16 protein-coding genes are annotated in these 19697 nt (G+C 48.7%); 8 read left to right on the plus strand and 8 right to left on the minus strand.

Translation table 11 applies throughout. The features are described from left to right. Positions 1-44: 44 nt before the first annotated feature. The 3 genes from SK066_RS22355 to SK066_RS22365 form a co-directional block, all read right to left on the minus strand. Positions 45-875 (minus strand): energy-coupling factor transporter transmembrane component T family protein, encoded by an 831-nt coding sequence (locus SK066_RS22355; protein WP_250345087.1) that lies wholly within the window; start codon positions 873-875, stop codon positions 45-47. Then, complete coding sequence (locus SK066_RS22360; protein WP_320543074.1) at positions 872-2578, minus strand: ABC transporter ATP-binding protein; 1707 nt, start codon at positions 2576-2578, stop codon at positions 872-874. The genes SK066_RS22355 and SK066_RS22360 overlap by 4 nt, the downstream gene beginning before the upstream one ends. A gap of 291 nt (positions 2579-2869) precedes the next feature. Then, positions 2870-3430 carry an ECF-type riboflavin transporter substrate-binding protein gene (locus SK066_RS22365; protein ID WP_320543075.1) on the minus strand — a complete coding sequence of 187 codons (561 nt, stop codon included), beginning with the start codon at positions 3428-3430 and terminating at the stop codon, positions 2870-2872. 479 nt (positions 3431-3909) lie between these two features. On the opposite strand from SK066_RS22365, the gene SK066_RS22370 reads away from it, so the two are divergent. After that, positions 3910-6648, plus strand: coding sequence for a DUF4084 domain-containing protein (locus SK066_RS22370; RefSeq protein ID WP_320543076.1), 2739 nt, complete (start codon positions 3910-3912; stop codon positions 6646-6648). 220 nt (positions 6649-6868) lie between these two features. Here the strand turns inward: SK066_RS22370 and SK066_RS22375 are convergent, their stop codons facing one another. Then, positions 6869-7660 (minus strand): class I SAM-dependent methyltransferase, encoded by a 792-nt coding sequence (locus tag SK066_RS22375; RefSeq protein ID WP_320543077.1) that lies wholly within the window; start codon positions 7658-7660, stop codon positions 6869-6871. A gap of 375 nt (positions 7661-8035) precedes the next feature. Here SK066_RS22375 and SK066_RS22380 point away from each other — a divergent pair, with 375 nt between their 5' ends. Both SK066_RS22380 and SK066_RS22385 read left to right on the plus strand, forming a co-directional pair. Beyond that, complete coding sequence (locus tag SK066_RS22380) at positions 8036-9649, plus strand: glycoside hydrolase family 43 protein (RefSeq protein WP_320543078.1); 1614 nt, start codon at positions 8036-8038, stop codon at positions 9647-9649. 185 nt (positions 9650-9834) lie between these two features. Continuing rightward, complete coding sequence (locus SK066_RS22385) at positions 9835-10881, plus strand: YkgJ family cysteine cluster protein (RefSeq protein WP_320543079.1); 1047 nt, start codon at positions 9835-9837, stop codon at positions 10879-10881. 34 nt (positions 10882-10915) lie between these two features. Here the strand turns inward: SK066_RS22385 and SK066_RS22390 are convergent, their stop codons facing one another. Continuing rightward, positions 10916-11362, minus strand: coding sequence for an Lrp/AsnC family transcriptional regulator (locus tag SK066_RS22390; RefSeq protein WP_320543080.1), 447 nt, complete (start codon positions 11360-11362; stop codon positions 10916-10918). Between the two features lie 231 nt (positions 11363-11593). Here SK066_RS22390 and SK066_RS22395 point away from each other — a divergent pair, with 231 nt between their 5' ends. Further along, on the plus strand, positions 11594-12247 hold the full coding sequence (locus SK066_RS22395) for a YitT family protein (RefSeq protein WP_320543081.1): 654 nt from the start codon (positions 11594-11596) through the stop codon (positions 12245-12247). 108 nt (positions 12248-12355) lie between these two features. Continuing rightward, a complete protein-coding gene (locus SK066_RS22400; RefSeq protein ID WP_188775958.1) occupies positions 12356-13150 on the plus strand; it encodes a sulfite exporter TauE/SafE family protein in 795 nt (264 codons plus the stop codon). Between the two features lie 262 nt (positions 13151-13412). On the opposite strand, the gene SK066_RS22405 is transcribed toward SK066_RS22400, so the two are convergent. Beyond that, positions 13413-14999: a histidine kinase N-terminal 7TM domain-containing diguanylate cyclase gene (locus SK066_RS22405; protein ID WP_320543082.1), complete on the minus strand. Its 1587-nt coding sequence runs from the start codon at positions 14997-14999 to the stop codon at positions 13413-13415. Positions 15000-15201: 202 nt separating this feature from the next. Here SK066_RS22405 and SK066_RS22410 point away from each other — a divergent pair, with 202 nt between their 5' ends. Next, entirely contained in the window at positions 15202-15609 is a 408-nt protein-coding gene (locus SK066_RS22410) for an Lrp/AsnC family transcriptional regulator (protein ID WP_320543083.1), read from the plus strand. 472 nt (positions 15610-16081) lie between these two features. After that, positions 16082-16840, plus strand: coding sequence for an MBL fold metallo-hydrolase (locus SK066_RS22415; RefSeq protein WP_320543084.1), 759 nt, complete (start codon positions 16082-16084; stop codon positions 16838-16840). 335 nt (positions 16841-17175) lie between these two features. On the opposite strand, the gene SK066_RS22420 is transcribed toward SK066_RS22415, so the two are convergent. Beyond that, on the minus strand, positions 17176-17817 hold the full coding sequence (locus SK066_RS22420; RefSeq protein WP_320543085.1) for an NAD(P)H-dependent oxidoreductase: 642 nt from the start codon (positions 17815-17817) through the stop codon (positions 17176-17178). A 119-nt stretch (positions 17818-17936) separates the two neighbouring features. Between SK066_RS22420 and SK066_RS22425 the strand changes: the two genes are divergently transcribed. Beyond that, positions 17937-18365: a MarR family winged helix-turn-helix transcriptional regulator gene (locus SK066_RS22425; RefSeq protein WP_320543086.1), complete on the plus strand. Its 429-nt coding sequence runs from the start codon at positions 17937-17939 to the stop codon at positions 18363-18365. Positions 18366-18471: 106 nt separating this feature from the next. Here SK066_RS22425 and SK066_RS22430 read toward each other — a convergent pair whose 3' ends face one another. Continuing rightward, a complete protein-coding gene (locus tag SK066_RS22430; protein ID WP_320543087.1) occupies positions 18472-19488 on the minus strand; it encodes an SDR family oxidoreductase in 1017 nt (338 codons plus the stop codon). Between the last annotated feature and the right edge of the window lie 209 nt (positions 19489-19697).

Consider the following 19697-nt stretch of genomic DNA (forward strand, 5'->3'; position numbering starts at 1 on the left):
AAGGGCTTTCCCATCATCCTATCCTACCGATCTCCAACCCATGATCACTTAAAAATATTATAAAACCTCGATCCATCCGCAAATGTAATGACCAGACAGGCCACCGTAATAATCAGAATCATCGCAATCGCAATATAATCGCCCTTTCGCAGCGGACGGGCGCGATACCATGTGCGTTTCTTACCGCGTCCGAAGCCACGTAGCTCCATTGCGGTGCTGATCTTCTCGATCCGTTCTACACTCGTTAAAATAAGTGGCAGCAGAATCGATACGACATTTTTCAGACGTTTACCGAACTTTTCCTTACGCGAGATATCGATGCCGCGAGCTTGTGCGGAGAACGATATATTTTGAAAATCCTGCTGAATATCTGGAATATAGCGCAGTGCGATAGCAACGGAGTACGCCACTTTATAGCTGACTCCGATTCGGTTCAGCGAAGCGGCGAACTCACTCGGATCGGTCACGAGCAAAAATAACAACCCGATCGGCACCACCACCGCATATTTCAGCGCCACATTAAACTGGTAAAACAACTGCTCCCATGTGAGTGTATACCATGCAAACAGATGCACAATATCGTGCCTTGTGCCGTATAGCTCTACCCCATACAGCGGCGAGAACAGAAAGATCGCAATCTGATTCAATCCAAAAAAGATCAGGATCAGATATAGCACGAACGAATACTGCTTAAAGGGTACACGTGACACCGCAAAAATAACAATCGCGATCACAAACATCGCTAGCAGACAGCGTGTATCGTAAATGATCATCGCTGTCAGCGCCCACAGCACGAAAAATAACAGCTTGCTTGCCCCGGTGAGCCGATGAATCGGTGTATTCTGGTTCGTATACGTGAGCATCTTCACACTCATGGATGACGCAGCCCCCTATCATACGCGATGAATCGTCCGACAAATTCATTCGGCTCCCCTACGCCAGATTTGACAGCCAGCGCATGTAGCGAGGTCTGCTTCAGATTGGCGGCAGCGATCGTATCCGGCTGCACCAGCACACGGGATGGGCAATCGTCTGCGATCTTTTTCCCATCCGCCATTACGACGGCACGCTGTCCATATTCCATCATCAGATGCATATCGTGTGTGATCATAATGATCGTCATTCCCTGACGATTGAGCTGGTTCAGAAACTCCATCATCTCATTATAATGACGGAAGTCCTGTCCAGCTGTCGGCTCATCCAGAATCATAATCTCTGGCTCCAGCACAAGGATTGAGGCGATGGTGACGCGCTTCTTCTGCCCATAGCTCAGTGCTGAGATCGGCCAGCTACGGAATGGATACAATCCGCACACCTTGAGCACCTCATGCACTCGCTCACGAATCGTATCCTCATGCACACCACGTGTACGCAGTCCGAGTGCCACTTCATCATAAAGTAGCGGCTTGGACAGCATATGATTCGGATTTTGCATCACGAAGCCGATATGCTCGGCACGCTCCTTGATCGTATCACCGCTCAGATCACGTCCATTGAATACAATGCGCCCTGCACTCGGACGGTAAAAGCCGCAAATCAGCTTGGAGATCGTCGATTTGCCTGCGCCATTACGTCCTGCAATACAGACAATCTCCCCTTTTCCGATCTGGAATGATACATCATGCAAAATGGGCTTGCCAGCCTCATAACCAAAGGATACATGCTCCACCTCCAGCACCGGATGCTCGCTCACTGGAAGCTCATCCTGATGCACACAGTTGTACCACTGCTGTAGCGGCTGAATGCAGTTATCCAGCTGGATCGAATCGATATGACCGGGCTGCATCGCGGCTGTAATTTTACAGCCTGCATAATGTAGCGCGTTCAGATACAACGGCTCTCGAATTCCCGTTGTACGCAGCAGATCGGTGCAGAGCAGCTCATCTGGCGTCATATCGCCAACAATACGTCCTTCGTTCACAACAATGACGCGATCGACCGAACGCTCCAGCACCTCCTCCAGACGATGCTCAATGATAACGATCGTTTTGCCTGTTTCCGTGTGAATCCGATCGATCAGCTCCACCGTCATCTCTCCGGTATGCGGATCAAGACTGGCTAACGGCTCATCGAATAGTAAAATACCTGCATCGCTGACCAGCACCCCTGCCAGCGTCGTCTTCTGCTTTTGCCCACCGGAGAGCGAATGCGGCGAGGCTTCTAGAAAATCAGTAAATTCGACCGTATCTGCTGCCTCGAATACACGCTTAATCATATCCGCCTGTGGTACAGCGTCATTTTCCAGCTTGAAGGCAATATCCTCTGCTACTGTCAGCCCTACAAATTGTCCGTCCGGGTCTTGCATGACCGTACCGACCTCATCGGATAGTAGCGTAATGCCCTGATCGCTAATCGTCTCGCCTGCGATGCGCAATGTACCGCTACGCTCACCCTCATACATAAATGGAATCAAGCCATTTATACAATGCGCCAGTGTACTTTTACCTGAACCGGATGGGCCGACGATCAGCACTTTTTCGCCTTCATAGATCGTCAGATTCACCTCATGCAGGGTCGGCTCTGACTGCGCACGATATTGGAAGCTAAAATTCTGAAATTCAATAACTGGTTTCTTCATGCCTGTCCTTCCTTCTATTGCGGCAACATGCCCGCTTCCCTCGGGAACATCACGGTACATCTGCCATATCCGTTCCATCTATCCCATCAATGTCCTATAAGTCTGTCTTATCTGGCAGACGTATCCTATGCTATCGCTTCAACGAAAAAGACCGGTGACACCCACCGGTCTATCGCTCTTACTGTACCACTATGCTGCTGCGAGCAGCAAATTCACTTGCTTCCCGATCAACGATCCTATCATTCTTGGAACCTACCCTGTCGATGTGATCATCAATCGATCAAGACTCGATCAGGATTCTCGACTCAGACTGCCACGCTTCGTTCTTGTTTTGGAATAAGCGATAGCTAGCAATGTACCGACGACAGCTACCGTCAGTGTGTTGGAGATTGTTGCTCCTACGCCCTGTACGAATACCTTGTTCGCTGGCTCGGAATAGATCAGAATATCCAGCACTGGCGCTACAACGAGCCAGCTCACCACATTGGCGATCAACTGAGCCAGATTAAAGCGCAGCATCTCCATTCCGCCAAACTCTCCATCTGCAATACGAATCCGGCGTGTCAGCAGCCCCACGATCAGACCGAATATACCGGAAGCGATAATCCAGCTAAACCACGGCTGACCATAGAAAATGGCATCCTTGAGCGTATGTCCGATCAGACCGATCAGCAGCCCTGCCCACGGCCCGTACAATAGTGCGAACAGCGCCAGCAGCGCATACGTCACTTCGATATTCGTATTCGGAATAAAGCTTGGTATCGAAGCAAAACGGCCCAGAATGACAAATAGTGCCGAACCAATCCCGATTGCGACAATCGTTTTAACGGATAATCCGCTTGATCCTGCCATCCTCTAACCCCTCTTTTCATCCTAAAATAAACGATCAGTAGCCGATGCTACCATTCCTTACGTTCTGTTCGATTATACAATTCAACGTTTGGAAATACTATAGTTTCCGCCGTTAATTACGGTCTTTTGACATTATAAACGAGCTGAATTGCTCAAAATGAATGAGATAACGCTTTCAATCAAAGCTTGGATGCGTAAAATGATTCCTTTCCATCTAAAAATCACCGTCCACCTCTTATTCCATTATTTTTATATCAAAAAACGAGCCATTCACACAAAATCGCCCTTTTTCGCACAAATTTCACCAAATTTTTCCGCAAAAATGCTGCAATATGTATTTCAATTGCTTGTGAAATGACGTACTATTAAGTGATTAAGCTATACGATCTTTAGACCTATAAATTTCATCAAATGTTTAGGTATATAAGTTCCGATATTGGGTATTATTAACTAAATAAATTGAATTAGAGGGAATGGATATGCCTAAAAAGGCTCAATTCGTAAAACCGTTGTCGTTTGTTTTCATTGTTGTGTTCACAGTTGTGTATTATACATGGATTTGGATATGGAAAGATAATGATGTTGTGCGTACAGCAGGCGGTAATACACTGTCTGTGATCGGGACGATGGTTGCCTGTACCTGGCTGTATATAGCGTGGAGAACCAGTGAGCGCCGACACCGTCCATTTTGGATTTTGTTATGGCTGGGCTGTATTAGCTATTCGATTGCGGAGCTGATCTGGCTGTGCTATGAGACCGTATTCGATATCGAGCTGCCTTTCCCCGGATACCCTGATCTTTTCTATGTTCTTCAAGTTCTTTTTTATATGCTGGCGTTCTTTTATAAGCTGAAAAGAGATAAGGGCGGTCTGCCGATGATTCGGCTGGTGCTCGATATTGCGATTGTGATGACCGTGCTATCCACATTAAGCTGGCATTTTCTCATGCGTTCCATGCTTGCTTTGACAGGCATCACCCATATTGCGCCGGATACGATGCTTTCGACTGGCTATGCGCTGGGCGATCTCGTACTGCTAGGCGGTGCAGCAAGCTTATATTTGAGCAATGTGCGTACCCTGTCTAATCGGGTTGTATTGTACCTGTGTCTGGGTCTGCTCGTTCAGGTCATTGGCGATACGATGTTCCTGTACATGGTCACGCTTCATAATTACAGCTCAGGCAGTCTGGCTGATCCGCTATTTATTACGGGTTTATTATTTGTAGGCTTTGCTGGTATCGCGCATGCCGCAGAGATCGAGAATCCGTTTGCGAAGAAAAATAATAGCTCGTCCAGATCGGATATTCCTAAGCTGAATATTCCACAGCTGATTCTGCCGTATATCGGGATCGCCGCACTGTTTATATTTATGATTATCAATGTTGACGGTCGATATATGATGATGGTCGGTACAGGGCTAGCTATTGTACTCGTTATGATTCGTCAGGTGATGATCATTCTGGAAAATCATCGGCTGGCTCGTAAGCTGTATGATAAGAAAATCGAGCTGGAAAGTAGCGAAAATCGGTACCGCTCCATTGTGGACTTCCACCCGGATGCGATCGTATCGATCGGTTTGGATGGACGGATTGAAAGTGCCAATCCACAAGCACTACGGATGCACGGGGTGACAGAGGAGAAGCTCGTCGGTAAGCACACGATAAATTATTTTCATGATGCGCATATGGATTCGATTATGGAGCGAATCGAGCTGGTGCTTCAAGGCGAGCCGCAGATCTACGAAACGGCGCTACGGAATTGTCAGGGAGAGATTTTCCAGGTACGCATGACTAACGTGCCGATTATTGTACAGGGTAAAGTGGTCGGCATGTACGGCATTGCCAAGGATATTACAGATAACAAGCGTCACGAGGAGCAGATTCACTATCTCGCCTATCATGATGCACTCACCGGGTTAATGAACCGTGCTGCTTTTGAGCATGCGCTCAGCGATACGGTACAGATCGCTCGTTCCAATCAGGAGCTATTTTCTATCCTGTTCATCGATCTGGATCGGTTCAAAAATATCAATGATACACTCGGTCATGATGTGGGCGATCAGCTGCTACGCTCTGTCGCCCAGCGCTTGCAGCGCTGCGTTCGTGATAACGATATGGTCGCACGATTGGGCGGTGATGAGTTCACCCTGCTCATTCGCCATATGAAGGATACACGTGAGGCATCCGTTGTCGCTCAGCGTATTCTGGACGCGATGCATCAGCCCCACTATATTCAGGGCTATGAGATTATCGCTACTCCGAGTATTGGCATCGCCCTTTATGTAGGCGAAGAGGAATCCCCGATAAGCTTGATGAAAAAAGCCGATATCGCGATGTATCAGGTCAAGAAAAATGGCAAAGGACATTACCGCTTCTACAATGATAAAGACCAGCTCTATTCCAAAAAGCTAATGCTGGAAAAGGAACTGAGTCAGGCGCTCTATCGCAATGAGCTCATGCTTCATTACCAGCCACAGATCGATGCGCTGCACGGTCGGGTGATCGGTGTCGAGGCGCTGATCCGCTGGGAGCACGCTACGCTCGGCATGATTATGCCGGGAGAATTCATTCCAATCGCCGAGGAAACTGGACTGATGCTGTCGATTGGTGAATGGGTACTACGTGAGGCGTGTCAGCAGGCGAAGCAATGGCAGGATGAAGGTCATATGATCAAGATCGGCATCAATCTGTCCGCACAGCAATTTGAGCAGGAGAGCTTTGTCAGTACGGTTGCTCGTATTCTGAAGCAGACGGGCGTAGATCCAGTATATATCGATCTGGAAATTACCGAATCGATCGCTATGACCCATATTAGCAATGTGATCGATAAGCTCAAAGCATTGAAGGAGCTAGGTGTATCAATCTCAATTGACGACTTCGGAACCGGCTATTCCTCACTCGCTTATCTGGAAAACTTCCCGGTTGATAAGCTCAAAATCGCCCGTGAATTCACCAGCCGCATCGGTAGCAGTCAGGCTAATCATATGATTATTAGCTCCATTATTAATCTCGCGCGCAGTCTGAATATGAATGTGATCGCCGAAGGTGTAGAAAATCATGAGCAGGCTTCGATGCTCCAGCAGATTCGTTGTCATGAGATGCAGGGCTATCTGTTTAGCAAACCGATATCCGCAGAGGATCTGGGCAAATTACTCATTAAGCCGTCATTTGCTGTTGATTTTAAAGGGGCAGCGGTTGTGGAGGATAGCGATAGTGCTTGAGACCATTTGTTAAATAAAAAGCACGAGCATGCTAAACCTTCTGTTTGCAGAAAAGAACCTGCAAACGAAAGGTGAGCGATGCTCGTGCTTTTTGAGTTTTCGTTCAGGCTAGAGCTGATACGCTTTGAGTGATTGAGGAGCTAATGTAAAAGCTCATTTTACGTGCAGGCTTTAGGCTATTTTAGGCTGTTATATCCTGTATGACCGAGAGCCGAGAAGGTTAGCGTGCCTTTTCCGCGACGATTGTGAACGTCTTCGGAATGCCTTTATCGAACACCTCGGATGACTGGTTCGGCAGCTCCTCCAGTGTTTTGATGATCAAGCCAGTATCGGCGATCGAGGTGATGATCTCGCCAAGTGTCCAGTTGCGCAGGTATACCTTTTGCTTTTCTTCCTGTACCTGTCCGGATTCTGCGTATTTGGAATAGGACACTTCCTTTTCGACCAGTGCGGTATCGAAATAATCACCGTCTACCTTATGCTTACGAATCTTCGCAGTCGTGCCGCGCGAGGAGATGAGCTTGGTGGAGATGGGATGGAAATCCTGTAGCACCAGTCTGCCACCTGGCTTCAGCAGTCTTGCTACCACCTCCAGCAATGGATGCAGATCGGTAAAATAATGTAGGATGCCAAACTCCATAAAGGCGATATCATAGCTACCATTCAGCGTCTGCGGTAGCTCCAGCACATCGGAAACGATATATTGCAGCGGTACGCCTGCCGCGGCCGCCAGCTCCAGTGCGTATTGTTCGTTTTCCGGTGAGAAATCAGCTACGGTCAGCTCGGCACCGAGCAGAGCAAGGGCAACGGCTTTATTGGCGTTCGAGCCCATCAGATTGATGATCTGTTGTCCTTTGATATCGTCGCCCATATGGCGTAGCGCACCGCTCACACGCTTGAGTGGATCGGCTGTGATTTTGGCAGCTGCTTCCTGTGGTGTGCCAAAGCGATTGAGCCACGATTGATAGGTGCTGCCGTTCCAGGCAGATTTATTTTGATCAGATGATTGCATAGTGAATGAGCCTCCATTGTGCTTGTCAAATCAGATACGGTGCTAAGTAGATCATACGACGATGAGCCGTGTAGCATGAGTCAGTCTTCATATGGCTATCGATCGTCTACTCGTTTTGCCCATTCATTGTACCATAATCCGGTTTACGCATTGCGCTCTATCCCAAATTGTGTTACCTTCAAGAAAAGTTAGTTTAACCATTATACAAAGTCCTGTACAGGGTATAGAAGTGTCAAATAAACCAGATTCATAATGGTTAAAGCTAGCCTGTATGAATGACTTGTAAGCGCTTCACGAAAAATGCTGCTCTGCTGTATGTCGTCATGTATTCTGTCTTAGCTATCGTATTCGAATTTAACCCCACTGGAGGTAAAGATGATGGCAATCCAAAATCCTGTATTACGCGGCTTTAACCCTGATCCGAGCATTTGTCGTGCTGGGGAGGACTATTATATCGCAACATCCACATTTGAATGGTTCCCTGGTGTACAGCTTCATCATTCCCGTGATCTGGTGAACTGGCATCTGGTGCATCGTCCACTCAATCGACTGTCCCAGCTTGATATGAAGGGTAATCCGAACTCTGGCGGTATCTGGGCACCAGATTTGAGCTACCATGACGGCAAGTTTTGGCTGGTATACACCGATGTAAAAGTGGTCAATGGCATCTGGAAGGACTGTCTGAACTATCTGGTAACGTGCGATACGATTGATGGCGAATGGTCGGAGCCGATTTTGCTAAATGGTGTAGGCTTTGATGCTTCGTTATTCCATGATGAGGATGGACGTAAATATTTACTGAATATGTACTGGGATCATCGTATGTATCATCATCCGTTTTACGGGATTTCGCTACAGGAATACGATCATGAAAAACAGCAGTTGATCGGTGAGCCGCAGATCATTTACAAAGGCACCGATCTACGTTATACCGAAGGCCCCCATCTGTATCGTGTGAATGACTACTACTATCTGTTCGTGGCAGAGGGCGGTACAACGTATCAGCACGCCGAGACCGTAGCACGCTCTCGCGAGCTATTCGGGCCCTATGAGACACAGCCGGATTATCCGATGCTCAGCGCATGGCAAGACCCGCGTCACCCATTGCAAAAATGTGGTCATGCGTCCCTGCTACATACCCATACCGATGAATGGTATCTGGCGCATCTGACCGGACGACCACTGCCCAATGACACCTTGCCGATTCTGGACAATCGCGGCTATTGCCCACTCGGACGCGAGACGGCGCTACAGCAGATTGAATGGGTTGACGGCTGGCCGATGGTCGTTGGTGGCAAGCAGGGTAAAGTCGAGGTACCTGCTCCACAAATGGAGCCTGTTGTCTGGGAGCAGGACTACCCGGAGCATGACGACTTTGACAGCACTGAACTGAATATTCATTTCCAAACGCTACGCATTCCGCTTACTAAGGACATTGCCTGTCTAGAAAGTCGTCCAGGCTATCTGCGACTGTATGGGCGCGAATCGCTCAGTTCCCTTTTCACGCAGGCGTATGTGGCGCGTCGCTGGCAAGCATTTTCATTCGATGCGGCAACCGCAATCGATTTCCGTCCGACTACCTTCCAGCAAGGCGCAGGACTGACCTGCTACTACAATACAGAGAACTGGTCGACCTTACAGATCACCTGGCATGAAAAATATGGACGTGTGCTTGATCTGCTGATTTGCGATAACGGGCAATTCAGCCAGCCATTCGGACGTAAGCCGATCCCTGTTCCAGAGGAAACCGAGCTGGTGCATATCAAAGTCGAGGTGCGTGTGCAGCAGTATCATTACAGCTATTCCTTTGACGGGCAGCACTGGCATACGGTTCCGGTAGAGCTGGAATGCTATAAGCTGTCCGATGATTATGTGCAGGGCGGTGGTTTCTTTACCGGTGCCTTTGTCGGTATGAACTGTATTGATATGGGTGGCAGACGCCGTCATGCAGACTTTGATTATTTTATGTATAAAGAGCTGGAAGGTTAAGTGTAATGAGCGATTGCGGTATAATGGGAAAACAAGCTTCGTTCTAGCTCTACCGTGCCTGGTGCTTGAGATGATTCCACATGGGCAGAGCATCCGAATCGGCTGTTATGGGGAGAGACTGTATGTTCCTCTCCTTCGCATCTATATAGATACAGCAGCGACGAAGCGGAAAGGGAAGAATTCCTATGCCACATCGCGATCAGCCAAAACCAACCCGACATGATCAGCCTAACGAAACAGATCAGTCGCAGCAACGCAATCGTGTACCGAATCACCAGCAGCTACCGGAGCAGCGTCTATCACAAGATCAACGTCCGTTACAGAACGATAATAAACGATTCGATCAGCGTCACCAGCAGCAGACTGTACAGTCTCATAGTTCTCTATCTGTGGATGCTGATCATTCCCATACAGTGGCGTCCTCTCTATCGCCGGACAGTGCTTGCTTTTGCGGCAGTGGACGCCCTTTAAAAAATTGCCACCCTCGTTCCGCGGCAGATAGCCGTGCCATGCATATGACTGCTCTATATGAGCAGGTCGATGCCGTGATTGAGGACTACCACCAGCATAGTAGCAAGCATCCTCCGTGTGCCGCAGGCTGTAGTAGCTGTTGTTCGGACTATTTCCCTGTATCGCAGGTGGAATTCGAGCTATTGCTCACCTATATGGAGCATAGCTGGAGTCAGGCAGATATCGATACTGCCTTTCAGCAAGCGGAGCGCAATCTGGAGCGATTCCAGCAGGATAATGAGCCGATGTACGACGCACTGGTGAACCGAACGAGTCGCAAGCAGGAGCTGGATTCGATTCGCCATCATGCTGGGCGTAACAGCTTTGCCTGCCCATTGCTTGATCCAGAAAAGGGCATCTGCCGCGTGTATCCGGTGCGCCCGTTTATCTGTCGCACACACGGTAGCTCGCATACCTTTTATGGAACATGGCGTGAACGGTTCAGCTCCGAGCGTGTATGCGAGCATATCCCTAGCAGCCGTGCCCATCGCCGGATTACGCCGAATATCGCCGACTACTGGCCGCCGTATGAGCAGCTTGCCGATGTGTATATTGGCCCTCAGCGTCAACCGCTGCGTCAGTACCCGATCTTTTACTGGCTGGTGCTGTATAAGCGCCATGGTGGTGGCGCAAGCACGCAGATCGGTAATCGGGATAACTTCGATCTATCGCTGGAACAGCATAATGCGAATATGGCTGCATATGGAACAGACCGTGCCTGAGATCAGGACGGTCTGTTTTTTGTGCTTTTAGTTATCACTCCTGTATATGAACAGGCTGCACATGTCGACGCTCTACTGGCGAAGTCAGCACAATCGACGTATTCACATAGCTATACACCATCAGTCGATCCACAAGCTGGCGTAACCCCTCCATGCCTTCTACGGCTGCTTTGATAATATAGCCAATCTCTCCTGTCACCCGGTGGCATTCGATTACATCTTGCTCGGATGCGATCATCTTCTCCCATTCGCCTGCGGACACCTTCAGATCACTAATCTGAATCATCAGCAACATACTACGTCCAACCGCCGCAGGCGATACGATTGCTGTAAAACCCTCGATAATCCCCTTTTCCTGTAAACGATGGAGCCGCTCTGTGACACTCGGACGACTGAGCGCCAGCTGCTTGGACAGCTCGCTAATCGTCATTCGCGCATCGTGCTGGAGCAGGCTTAATAGCTTCGCATCAATCGTATCCATTTCGATTCCTCCTCATCGCTACGATCCAGTCGTATGTTCACATGTATTGTTCTGTATTTCTACTTTGTATACAGATAGGACAATTATTGTTCAATTTGCATATAAATAGACGATATAAGCTTTGTTTTTACATAGGATTGTCGCTTCGGGCATTATATCATGTTAATAAGCCAAATTCATACGCAAACATGTATAAACATTCATGGAATGACAGAAAGGAATTGTGTACATATGAATTCATTTGCTCCTAAACGACTGGGCATGATCGTGCTAGGCTGTGTGCTGGTTAGTCTGGGTCTGCTGTTATTGCGTCATGCTCAGGTCGTCACGGGTGGTACGGCAGGGCTGGCGCTCAGCCTGAGCTACCTGCTACAGCTTCCATTTGCCGGCTTATTTTTCGTGATTAATATTCCGTTTTATATCTTTTCGTTCATGCGGATGGGCTGGAGCTTTACGCTATCGACGATCGTGTCGGTATGCCTCGTATCGCTCGTTAGCTCGCTGGGCGCGTTCCTTCCGTTACCGACGATGCCTGCTCTTGTCGGGACGGTCATCGGCAGTGTGCTATGTGGTCTGGGGCTGTCGACATTGTTCATGAATCGTGCTTCACTGGGCGGTGTGAATATTGTAGCGCTCTTTCTCCAGCAACGATTCGGCTGGAATCCGGGGATGGTGAATTTCATTTTTGACTCGATGGTAGTATGTATTGGCTTCTATTCGGTCGGCTGGTATGAAGCGATTCTGTCGATGCTATCCGTGGTGATCGTATCGAGTATAATTAGCTATTTTAAACAGCGAATTGCAAATGGTAACGGGCGTGTAGCTGCTCCACGTCAGGAGCGTTCCAAGGCTGCAACGCAGACGACCGAAGCGGTATCGAGCTAGACCTGCGTTATGCAGTACCCAGTATACGTGAGATGAGGAGCCGCCTTCCGTGCTATACTGCTTAGATAAGATATTCCATCTGAATCAGTAGGAAAGGACTCTGATCGTATGCTTGAAGCGTTACTTCTTCTCGCCGTCGGTATGCTCGCCTCCATTTGCGGTGCGGTTGCTGGACTTGGCGGTGGATTCATTATTGTACCTGTACTCGCATTTCTGTACACGATTCCGGTAGCGAGCATTTCCGGTACGTCGATGGCTGTACTATTCGTGAGTGCAATCTCCAGTACAATTGCGTATGCACGTCAACGCCGAATCGATTACCGGAGTGGTCTTGCCTTCTCGGTTGCGATGATCCCCGGCTCGGTGCTTGGAGCGTTAACGACAACGGTTGTGGGTAGTCGGACATTTTTTGTGGCACTCGGTATTTTCCTGATGATCATGGCGGTCATGATTAATTTCAAACCGACCTCCAGTCGCGGCGGCTGGCTACGTCCGAATACCCATCATCGCCTGATCGACCAGAGCGGACAGGTGCATGAGTATTCATTTAATATGTGGTTTGGCTGTGTGGTCGCATTGTTCGTCGGCTTCCTGTCGAGTCTGTTCGGTATCGGTGGCGGCTCGGTGATGGTGCCCACAATGATTCTGTTCCTCGCCTTCCCACCACATATTGCTACGGCGACATCGATGTTCTCGATTCTGCTGTCATCGTTCGTTGGAACGATCTCGCATGTGAGTCTGGGGCATGTGATGTGGGATAAGTTTATCTGGCTCGCAATTGGCGCACTGGTCGGTGGACAGATCGGCGCTCGCATCGCATCGAAGATTCCAGCGAAGGCAGTTGTGCGCGTGCTGGCGGTGTGTTTGTTTGTGGTGGCGGTGCGGATGTTGTTTAAGGGGTAAGAATGGCTGGGAATGGTTCTAATAGGGGATACCATGATGTGAAAAAGAAGACACTACAGGCGAGAAGCTACTCGGTGTAGTGTCTTTTTTGCTGGGTAGAGCGAGGTATAGTCTATGATTACGTATTTGACTTAAATTGCATTTGAATTTGTACGATTCATTCGATTTGTAAAAGAACAGGATGCCACAATTTCTCCAAACTTTATTAAGCATTTTAAAAAGCCAACTTGAGCAGTCGCCTCTATCACTAGCCCCAACTGCTTTAACCTGCTCCTCCCACCTCAGAAGATATCCCAATCTCCTCATACACCTGCACCCGATTACGCCCTGAGCGCTTGGAAGCATACAGCGCTTGATCCGCCTGACGAATCAGCAGCGGAGTCGATATCTCATGCTCGCCGGGCGCGATATAGACGGAGGTAACGCCGAAGCTTGACGTGATGCATAGTCGTTCGTGATTGACAGCAATTTCGCCGTCTGTAATATGCAGACGCAGCTTCTCCGCCAGCTCACAGGCTGCATCAAGATCACTTCCTGGCATACAAAGCACGAATTCATCGCCACCATAGCGCCCTGCCAGCATATAATCATCCGTATATTCACGCACCGCTTCCGCTAAGTACAGCAGCGCCACATCGCCTGCTTCATGCCCGAATGTATCATTCACCTGCTTGAACTCATCGATATCGAACATGATCATGGACAGATGCCCACCTCTACGCGCGATCCGATCTAGCTCCTGCTGCGCACGATACATGAACGCGGTTTTATTAAATAGTCGGGTATGACCATCCGTATCGGCTAGATATTGTAGCTGATCCTGCAAATTCGCCTGCTCGGTCATGTCCGAGACGTGAATAATACGTCCGACCTGTGCGCTATTTTTACCGAATACCGGAGAAAATCGTATCCGATAGCAATAGCGTACATTTTCATACCAGCCGATATATTCGCAATCCTGTCCAGCATCGACCAGCTCTTTTAGCTCCGGTCGATCCTGTAAAACATCCGCCATCGAGCGACCGATCAGATTGCTTGTCACACCAAGCATAAGCTCCTTCATCGCATGATTATAGTCGACGACCACGTCATTTTCATTAATAACAAGTACACCGTCTGCCATACTCTCGAAGACGATATCCCGTGCAATCGGCGCCACATTAAACATGCGATAACGAAACAGTGCAATGCTGTGGAAAATAAACGATACGCTAATAAATACTGGGCCCAGATCGATTCCATACATACTCTGCCCACTTACATAAAAGAGGCTGGCAATAACGGGAGTGAGCAGACCGGCTACCATCGCAAAAATTTGCAAGCGAAAACGAAGTCGAACCTGACGCGCCTGATTGATTAGCAACAATACACCAATCGCCAGACAAACGTATAAATAAATCGAATGCACATAAAAATAAGGCCCATGCTCGATCCGCGACACCGGAAATGGCGTATCCGTGCTTAGGTGGAGCGAGGTATAATACAGATGATGCAGCTCATTCGTATGCTGCATGATCACGGTCGATAACGGAATAGCGAATAAAATCACATACATCCAGCGCTTCGGCCGATAGCCCACATAGGCACAGCACATGAGCAGCGTGAATGCAGGAATAAACGGTAGAAATACATATTCTGCACGCAGCCAGAACCAGGTCGATTTGAGCGTTGTGCTTAATAGTTCAAACAAATACGAAAAGCCAAACATTGATGCCAGAAATGTAGCCACGCAATAATAGACTCCACCAGGCGTGTTATATAACCGAAATAACGCATAGAACGACAACCCTAAGCTCAGCAGACCGCCCAGCATAATGATCAGGGCGTAGTTTAATAGCTCTTGTTCCATTCCTCACCTGCTCCATCTATTGTAAATCGGTATCTTATTTTAAAAGTGGACTCGTCCGTATGACGGGCTCTATACATTATATCGGAGTGCAGAGTAAGCAAGTACAGCGCTTTTTGTCGAATATGAAAGATATTTTCTGCTATGATGCGTTTAGGTACATCTGCCACTCTATCCAGACCCGACCGAAAGGAAAACATCTACCATGGATCATATCGATCACCAAATTATAGAGCATCTCAAGCAAAACGGCCGCATGACGATGAAGGAGCTCGGCGAAAACGTACATCTAACCGGACAAGCCGCCGCTACCCGTGTCGCCCGCCTGGAAGAACAGGGCATCATTCAAGGCTACACCATCCAAACCGATCCCGCACGTCTCGGCTCTCCCGTACACGTCTTCCTAACCATCATCACCCAGAGCCTGCACCACCAGCCCTACCTGTCCTTTATCGAAACCGAGCCCCAATACGTCGTCGCCAATTACAAAATCAGCGGCAAAGGCTGCTACCTACTAGAATGCCGCTTTCCATCCAATACAGAGCTAGACGATTTCTTAGTCAAACTAAATCAATATGTAAACTACCAACTCTCCATCGTTGTAAGCCAATAAGTTCGAAGCGGGAAGTTCTTAGAGTTCTTAAAGCCCTTCCCCTGCTCCCCTCCCCACCAGCGATGCATAAACTCCGCTCCACCCCCATCATTCCCGAGTCGCCCCCCATTAACGAGCGTCCCCCGCAAGCACCACATACCTACATCCAGCACGGAACGCAAGACCGGGAGCGATGCCAAAAGACCGACCTTTAAGCCGGAATACGCCCACTTTTCCTCCATTCCAAGTATTCCGGCTTAACCGGAGGTCGCTGGCATGCGCCCGGTCTGGAGTGAATACCGCAAGCAAGCCTTAATCAAGCATGCAGCCACCAGCCGCGAAAATACCCTTTAGAGTTTATCCCTTCGCCCCAACTACTTTCACTTTTCAAGTCAAACTCCCAAAACACTTGATCCATCCCATTCCCTTCCCCCCACCATCTCCGATACAATACATTCATAAACAACTTACGAATCGTAAAGGAGTCTCTCAAATGAATATACAATTGATTCGCAACGCTACATTAATCGTCAACTACGCGGGTGTCCGCTTTCTAATCGATCCTTTTCTCGCTGAAAAGGGCAGCTATCCCCCATTTGCCAATTCACTCCGTCAGGATCAGAATAATCCGCTCGTCGACCTGCCTGTCGATGTAGAGCAGCTCGCACAGGTGGATGCAGTAATCGTCACTCATTTGCATCTCGACCATTATGATGCACGCGCAGCCGAAGTGCTACCGCTGGATATCCCGATGTTTGTGCAAAATGAAGCAGATGCCGACAAGGTACGTCAGGACGGCTTCCGTCAGGTCACTGTGCTAGAAGAGGATTCAAGTTTTCAAGGCATCTCCCTGAGCAAAACAGCAGGCGAGCACGGTCGAGGTGAAGTGTTACAACGACTGGGGCATGTATGTGGCGTTGTCTTTCGCCATGCGGATGAACAGACATTGTATGTAGCTGGCGATACGGTATGGTATGAAGGCGTACAGCAGGCGCTGGATACGTACCAGCCGCAGGTTATTGTAGTCAACGGGGGAGACAATCAGTTTCTACAGGGCGGCTCGCTGGTGATGGGCAAAGAGGACATTTACGAGGTGTTTCAAGCTGCTCCAGAGGCGACTATTATTTCCGTGCATATGGAAGCGGTCAATCACTGGACATTATCGCGCGATGAGCTGCGGTCTTATGTTGAGGAAAAAGGAATGCAAGGGCATGTGCTCGTGCCAGAGGATGGCGAGAGCTACGCGCTGTAAGTCGGTAACAAGTTGAGTGAACTCGCGAAAAGACGGAGAAGTTAGAGGACAATAGTAGGAGCTATCCTACGGTTGATATTGTGAATTTGTATGTGTCTAATATAGACTGACGTTCTAGCTGGGCCTTTCATAACATTACAGCACACAGCAGGATAAATATCATTTTTTCTACAGCGTAAATAATGGCTATACCCCATCACAGTCAAGGTATAGCCGTTTTATATTGATCTAGTATGGCCTTTGTACGTACTACTCTGGTATCACGAAGCTATTAGGCTGAATCTAGGAATAACATCCATCATGCTATCCATTTATTTCGTCCATCCCTATCCGATCTAACCCTCCACACGTCCTGCCACACTCGCACCCTGTTGCGTCCCATATCCCACCTTCATATCGCGAAAATAACGATAAATCCGTTCCAGCTTCTGCTGCTGTCTTCCGTTCGTCTTCTCCATACCGCCAAACTCCCAGAACTTCACCTTTCGAATGCCAATATAGTTAAACAGCGCACGCCGCATCAGCAGACGATGAGCATTGCCGAGCCAGTATTGCAGATAACCTGTCGGCCCCATCATCGTCGAAATGCACACCACCGATTTCCCTTTGAGCAGTCCTTCTGGCATCAAATCTCCTGCCTTCCGATGCTTGTACGCAAAGCCCGATGCCATCATCCGATCGAAAAAGCCAAGTAGCATCGCTGGCGGTCTGCCCCACCAGATCGGATAAATGAACACCAGCTGATCTGCCCATCGCACCAGCTCCCGATAATGCTCCAGCTCCGGGTCAAGATGCATATCTCGTCTGCGTTTCTGCTCGTTAAAGACGAGCGCTGGATTAAATCCATCTGCGTACAGATCAATGATCCGAGTTTCTACGGTATGTCCATGCGCTGCGATCCCACGCTGTACCTGCTCCAGCATCGCATGACATAGACTATTGTGATTCGGGTGCGTATACACGATCAATAGGTTCATTTTCATCCACCTTTACTTATCATTTGATAACTAAAATATAACTCTATTCTAATTTAGTTGTCAAATGATAATTGTTTTACGATAACTACTTTGTTATTTTAGGAGATAGAGGTGAGTGTATGCAGGATTCTTCCCTGTTTCAGCAATTGATTCAATTCGTCACATCCGTGCATCAGGCAACAGCCGACATGACCAGCGATATTCAACACGATGCGATTACGCCGGTTCAATATAAAATCCTGGAATATCTCGCCGTTAGCCCGCCCCAAACGCCAAGCTCGATCAGCGTCTGTATGCATATGTCGCTACCGAATACGAGCCGCGAGCTACGCAAGCTGAGTGAAAAGGGGCTTTGCGAGAAAACAGCTGATCCAGCCGATGGCAGAAAGCAAGTCATTCATCTGACCGCAGAGGGCAAGCAGCTGATGGAGCACATATTTAGCCAGATTGAGGTTCGTTTCCGCGAACGCACCCAGCATCTCAATCGTACAGAGCTAGAGCAGGTTGAGCAGGCGTTACAGATTTTGCAGAAGCATGTGTTTTTTTGAAAATAAAAAGCCGCTTTCCTCTTAGGGGAATGCGGCTTTCTAATGTAGTATTCAATGTATAGCTGTACCCAATCTATACAAGTTTAATTTTTCAATCATTCCGTCGTCATTTCCGCAACGATGCCTTCGCCTGCTCCAGCGCCTCAATCACACGATCGCACCATACATCGAACTCCGCATCCTCCTGCTGTAGCTCGGGATGAGCGAGAACATGCTCCACGACACGTTTAATTCCCTGATCGACTCGGATCGTAGCGGTGAAGCCCGGTACGAGACGCTTGAGCTTGCTATTATCAAACACAACCGTATTCGCCTTATCGCCCAGCAGGCTACCGCGATAATCCTCACTGCTGCAAGCATCCAGAAACGAGGATGCTACATGCACAGCATTCAGCTTTACGCCAAGCGCATCAGCGATGACCTCATGAATCTGGTTCCACGTCACCGACTCGTCGGATGTGATATGTACCGATTCACCAATCGCATGTATATTGCCCATCAGTCCAATAAACCCGCGTGCAAAGTCCTCACTATGTGTCAGCGTCCACAGCGATGTTCCATCTCCGTGAATGATGATCGGTTTATTCTGCTGCATTCGGCGTGCGACCTGCCAGCTTCCTTTGGCACCGTGCACACCAAGCGGTAACGAGCGATCGCTATACGTGTGGCTAGGACGTACAATCGTAATCGGGAAGCCCTGCTCCCGATATTGCTTCATCAGATAGTCCTCGCAGGCAATTTTGTTGCGTGAATATTCCCAGTACGGATTCGCCAGCGGTGTGCCCTCGGTAATTCGGTAATCCGATAGCGGTGTCTGATACGCCGAAGCAGAGCTAATGAAAATAAACTGCTTCGTCCGTCCAGCAAATAACCGATAATCCCGCTCCAGCTGCTCAGGCACGAAGGCTATAAAATCGGCAACCACATCGAATTCCAGCTCTTCGATTAAGCTTGCGACCTTCTGCTCGTCTGCAATATCTGCCTGTAATACATGCGCTCCCTCTGGCAAGCCATCGTTACGGTTGCCTCGGTTGAGCAAATATAATTCATGTCCCTGCTCCAGCAATTGCCGGGAGATCGCTTCACTAATCGTTCCCGTTCCTCCGATAAACAATGCTTTCATCCTCGCACCTCCATGAAATGAACTACGCTATACGCCATGCCAATCGTAGATGCCCAAGCTCATGTAACAATACACTCTGGCTCAGCTCGTATACATCTACCCGCTCTTTTACCATACCATGCTAGAGCAAACGGTTACAAACGATTACAAGTTGCTCCAATCGCTTCCTAGCACTCAGGTAGAGCCGTTTGTACAATGATGTACGATAT

This window comes from Paenibacillus hunanensis (assembly GCF_034055775.1).
GTDB lineage: Bacteria > Bacillota > Bacilli > Paenibacillales > Paenibacillaceae > Saccharibacillus > Saccharibacillus hunanensis.

Coding starts and splice junctions, on each gene's coding strand:
- SK066_RS22365 (WP_320543075.1), bottom strand. CDS start 3,430: ATGGCAGGATCAAGCGGATTATCCGTTAAAACGATTGTCGCAATCGGG.
- SK066_RS22425 (WP_320543086.1), top strand. CDS start 17,937: ATGCAGGATTCTTCCCTGTTTCAGCAATTGATTCAATTCGTCACATCC.
- SK066_RS22395 (WP_320543081.1), top strand. CDS start 11,594: ATGAATTCATTTGCTCCTAAACGACTGGGCATGATCGTGCTAGGCTGT.
- SK066_RS22360 (WP_320543074.1), bottom strand. CDS start 2,578: ATGAAGAAACCAGTTATTGAATTTCAGAATTTTAGCTTCCAATATCGT.
- SK066_RS22355 (WP_250345087.1), bottom strand. CDS start 875: ATGAGTGTGAAGATGCTCACGTATACGAACCAGAATACACCGATTCAT.
- SK066_RS22430 (WP_320543087.1), bottom strand. CDS start 19,488: ATGAAAGCATTGTTTATCGGAGGAACGGGAACGATTAGTGAAGCGATC.
- SK066_RS22385 (WP_320543079.1), top strand. CDS start 9,835: ATGCCACATCGCGATCAGCCAAAACCAACCCGACATGATCAGCCTAAC.
- SK066_RS22400 (WP_188775958.1), top strand. CDS start 12,356: ATGCTTGAAGCGTTACTTCTTCTCGCCGTCGGTATGCTCGCCTCCATT.
- SK066_RS22410 (WP_320543083.1), top strand. CDS start 15,202: ATGGATCATATCGATCACCAAATTATAGAGCATCTCAAGCAAAACGGC.
- SK066_RS22420 (WP_320543085.1), bottom strand. CDS start 17,817: ATGAACCTATTGATCGTGTATACGCACCCGAATCACAATAGTCTATGT.
- SK066_RS22405 (WP_320543082.1), bottom strand. CDS start 14,999: ATGGAACAAGAGCTATTAAACTACGCCCTGATCATTATGCTGGGCGGT.
- SK066_RS22370 (WP_320543076.1), top strand. CDS start 3,910: ATGCCTAAAAAGGCTCAATTCGTAAAACCGTTGTCGTTTGTTTTCATT.
- SK066_RS22390 (WP_320543080.1), bottom strand. CDS start 11,362: ATGGATACGATTGATGCGAAGCTATTAAGCCTGCTCCAGCACGATGCG.
- SK066_RS22380 (WP_320543078.1), top strand. CDS start 8,036: ATGATGGCAATCCAAAATCCTGTATTACGCGGCTTTAACCCTGATCCG.
- SK066_RS22375 (WP_320543077.1), bottom strand. CDS start 7,660: ATGCAATCATCTGATCAAAATAAATCTGCCTGGAACGGCAGCACCTAT.
- SK066_RS22415 (WP_320543084.1), top strand. CDS start 16,082: ATGAATATACAATTGATTCGCAACGCTACATTAATCGTCAACTACGCG.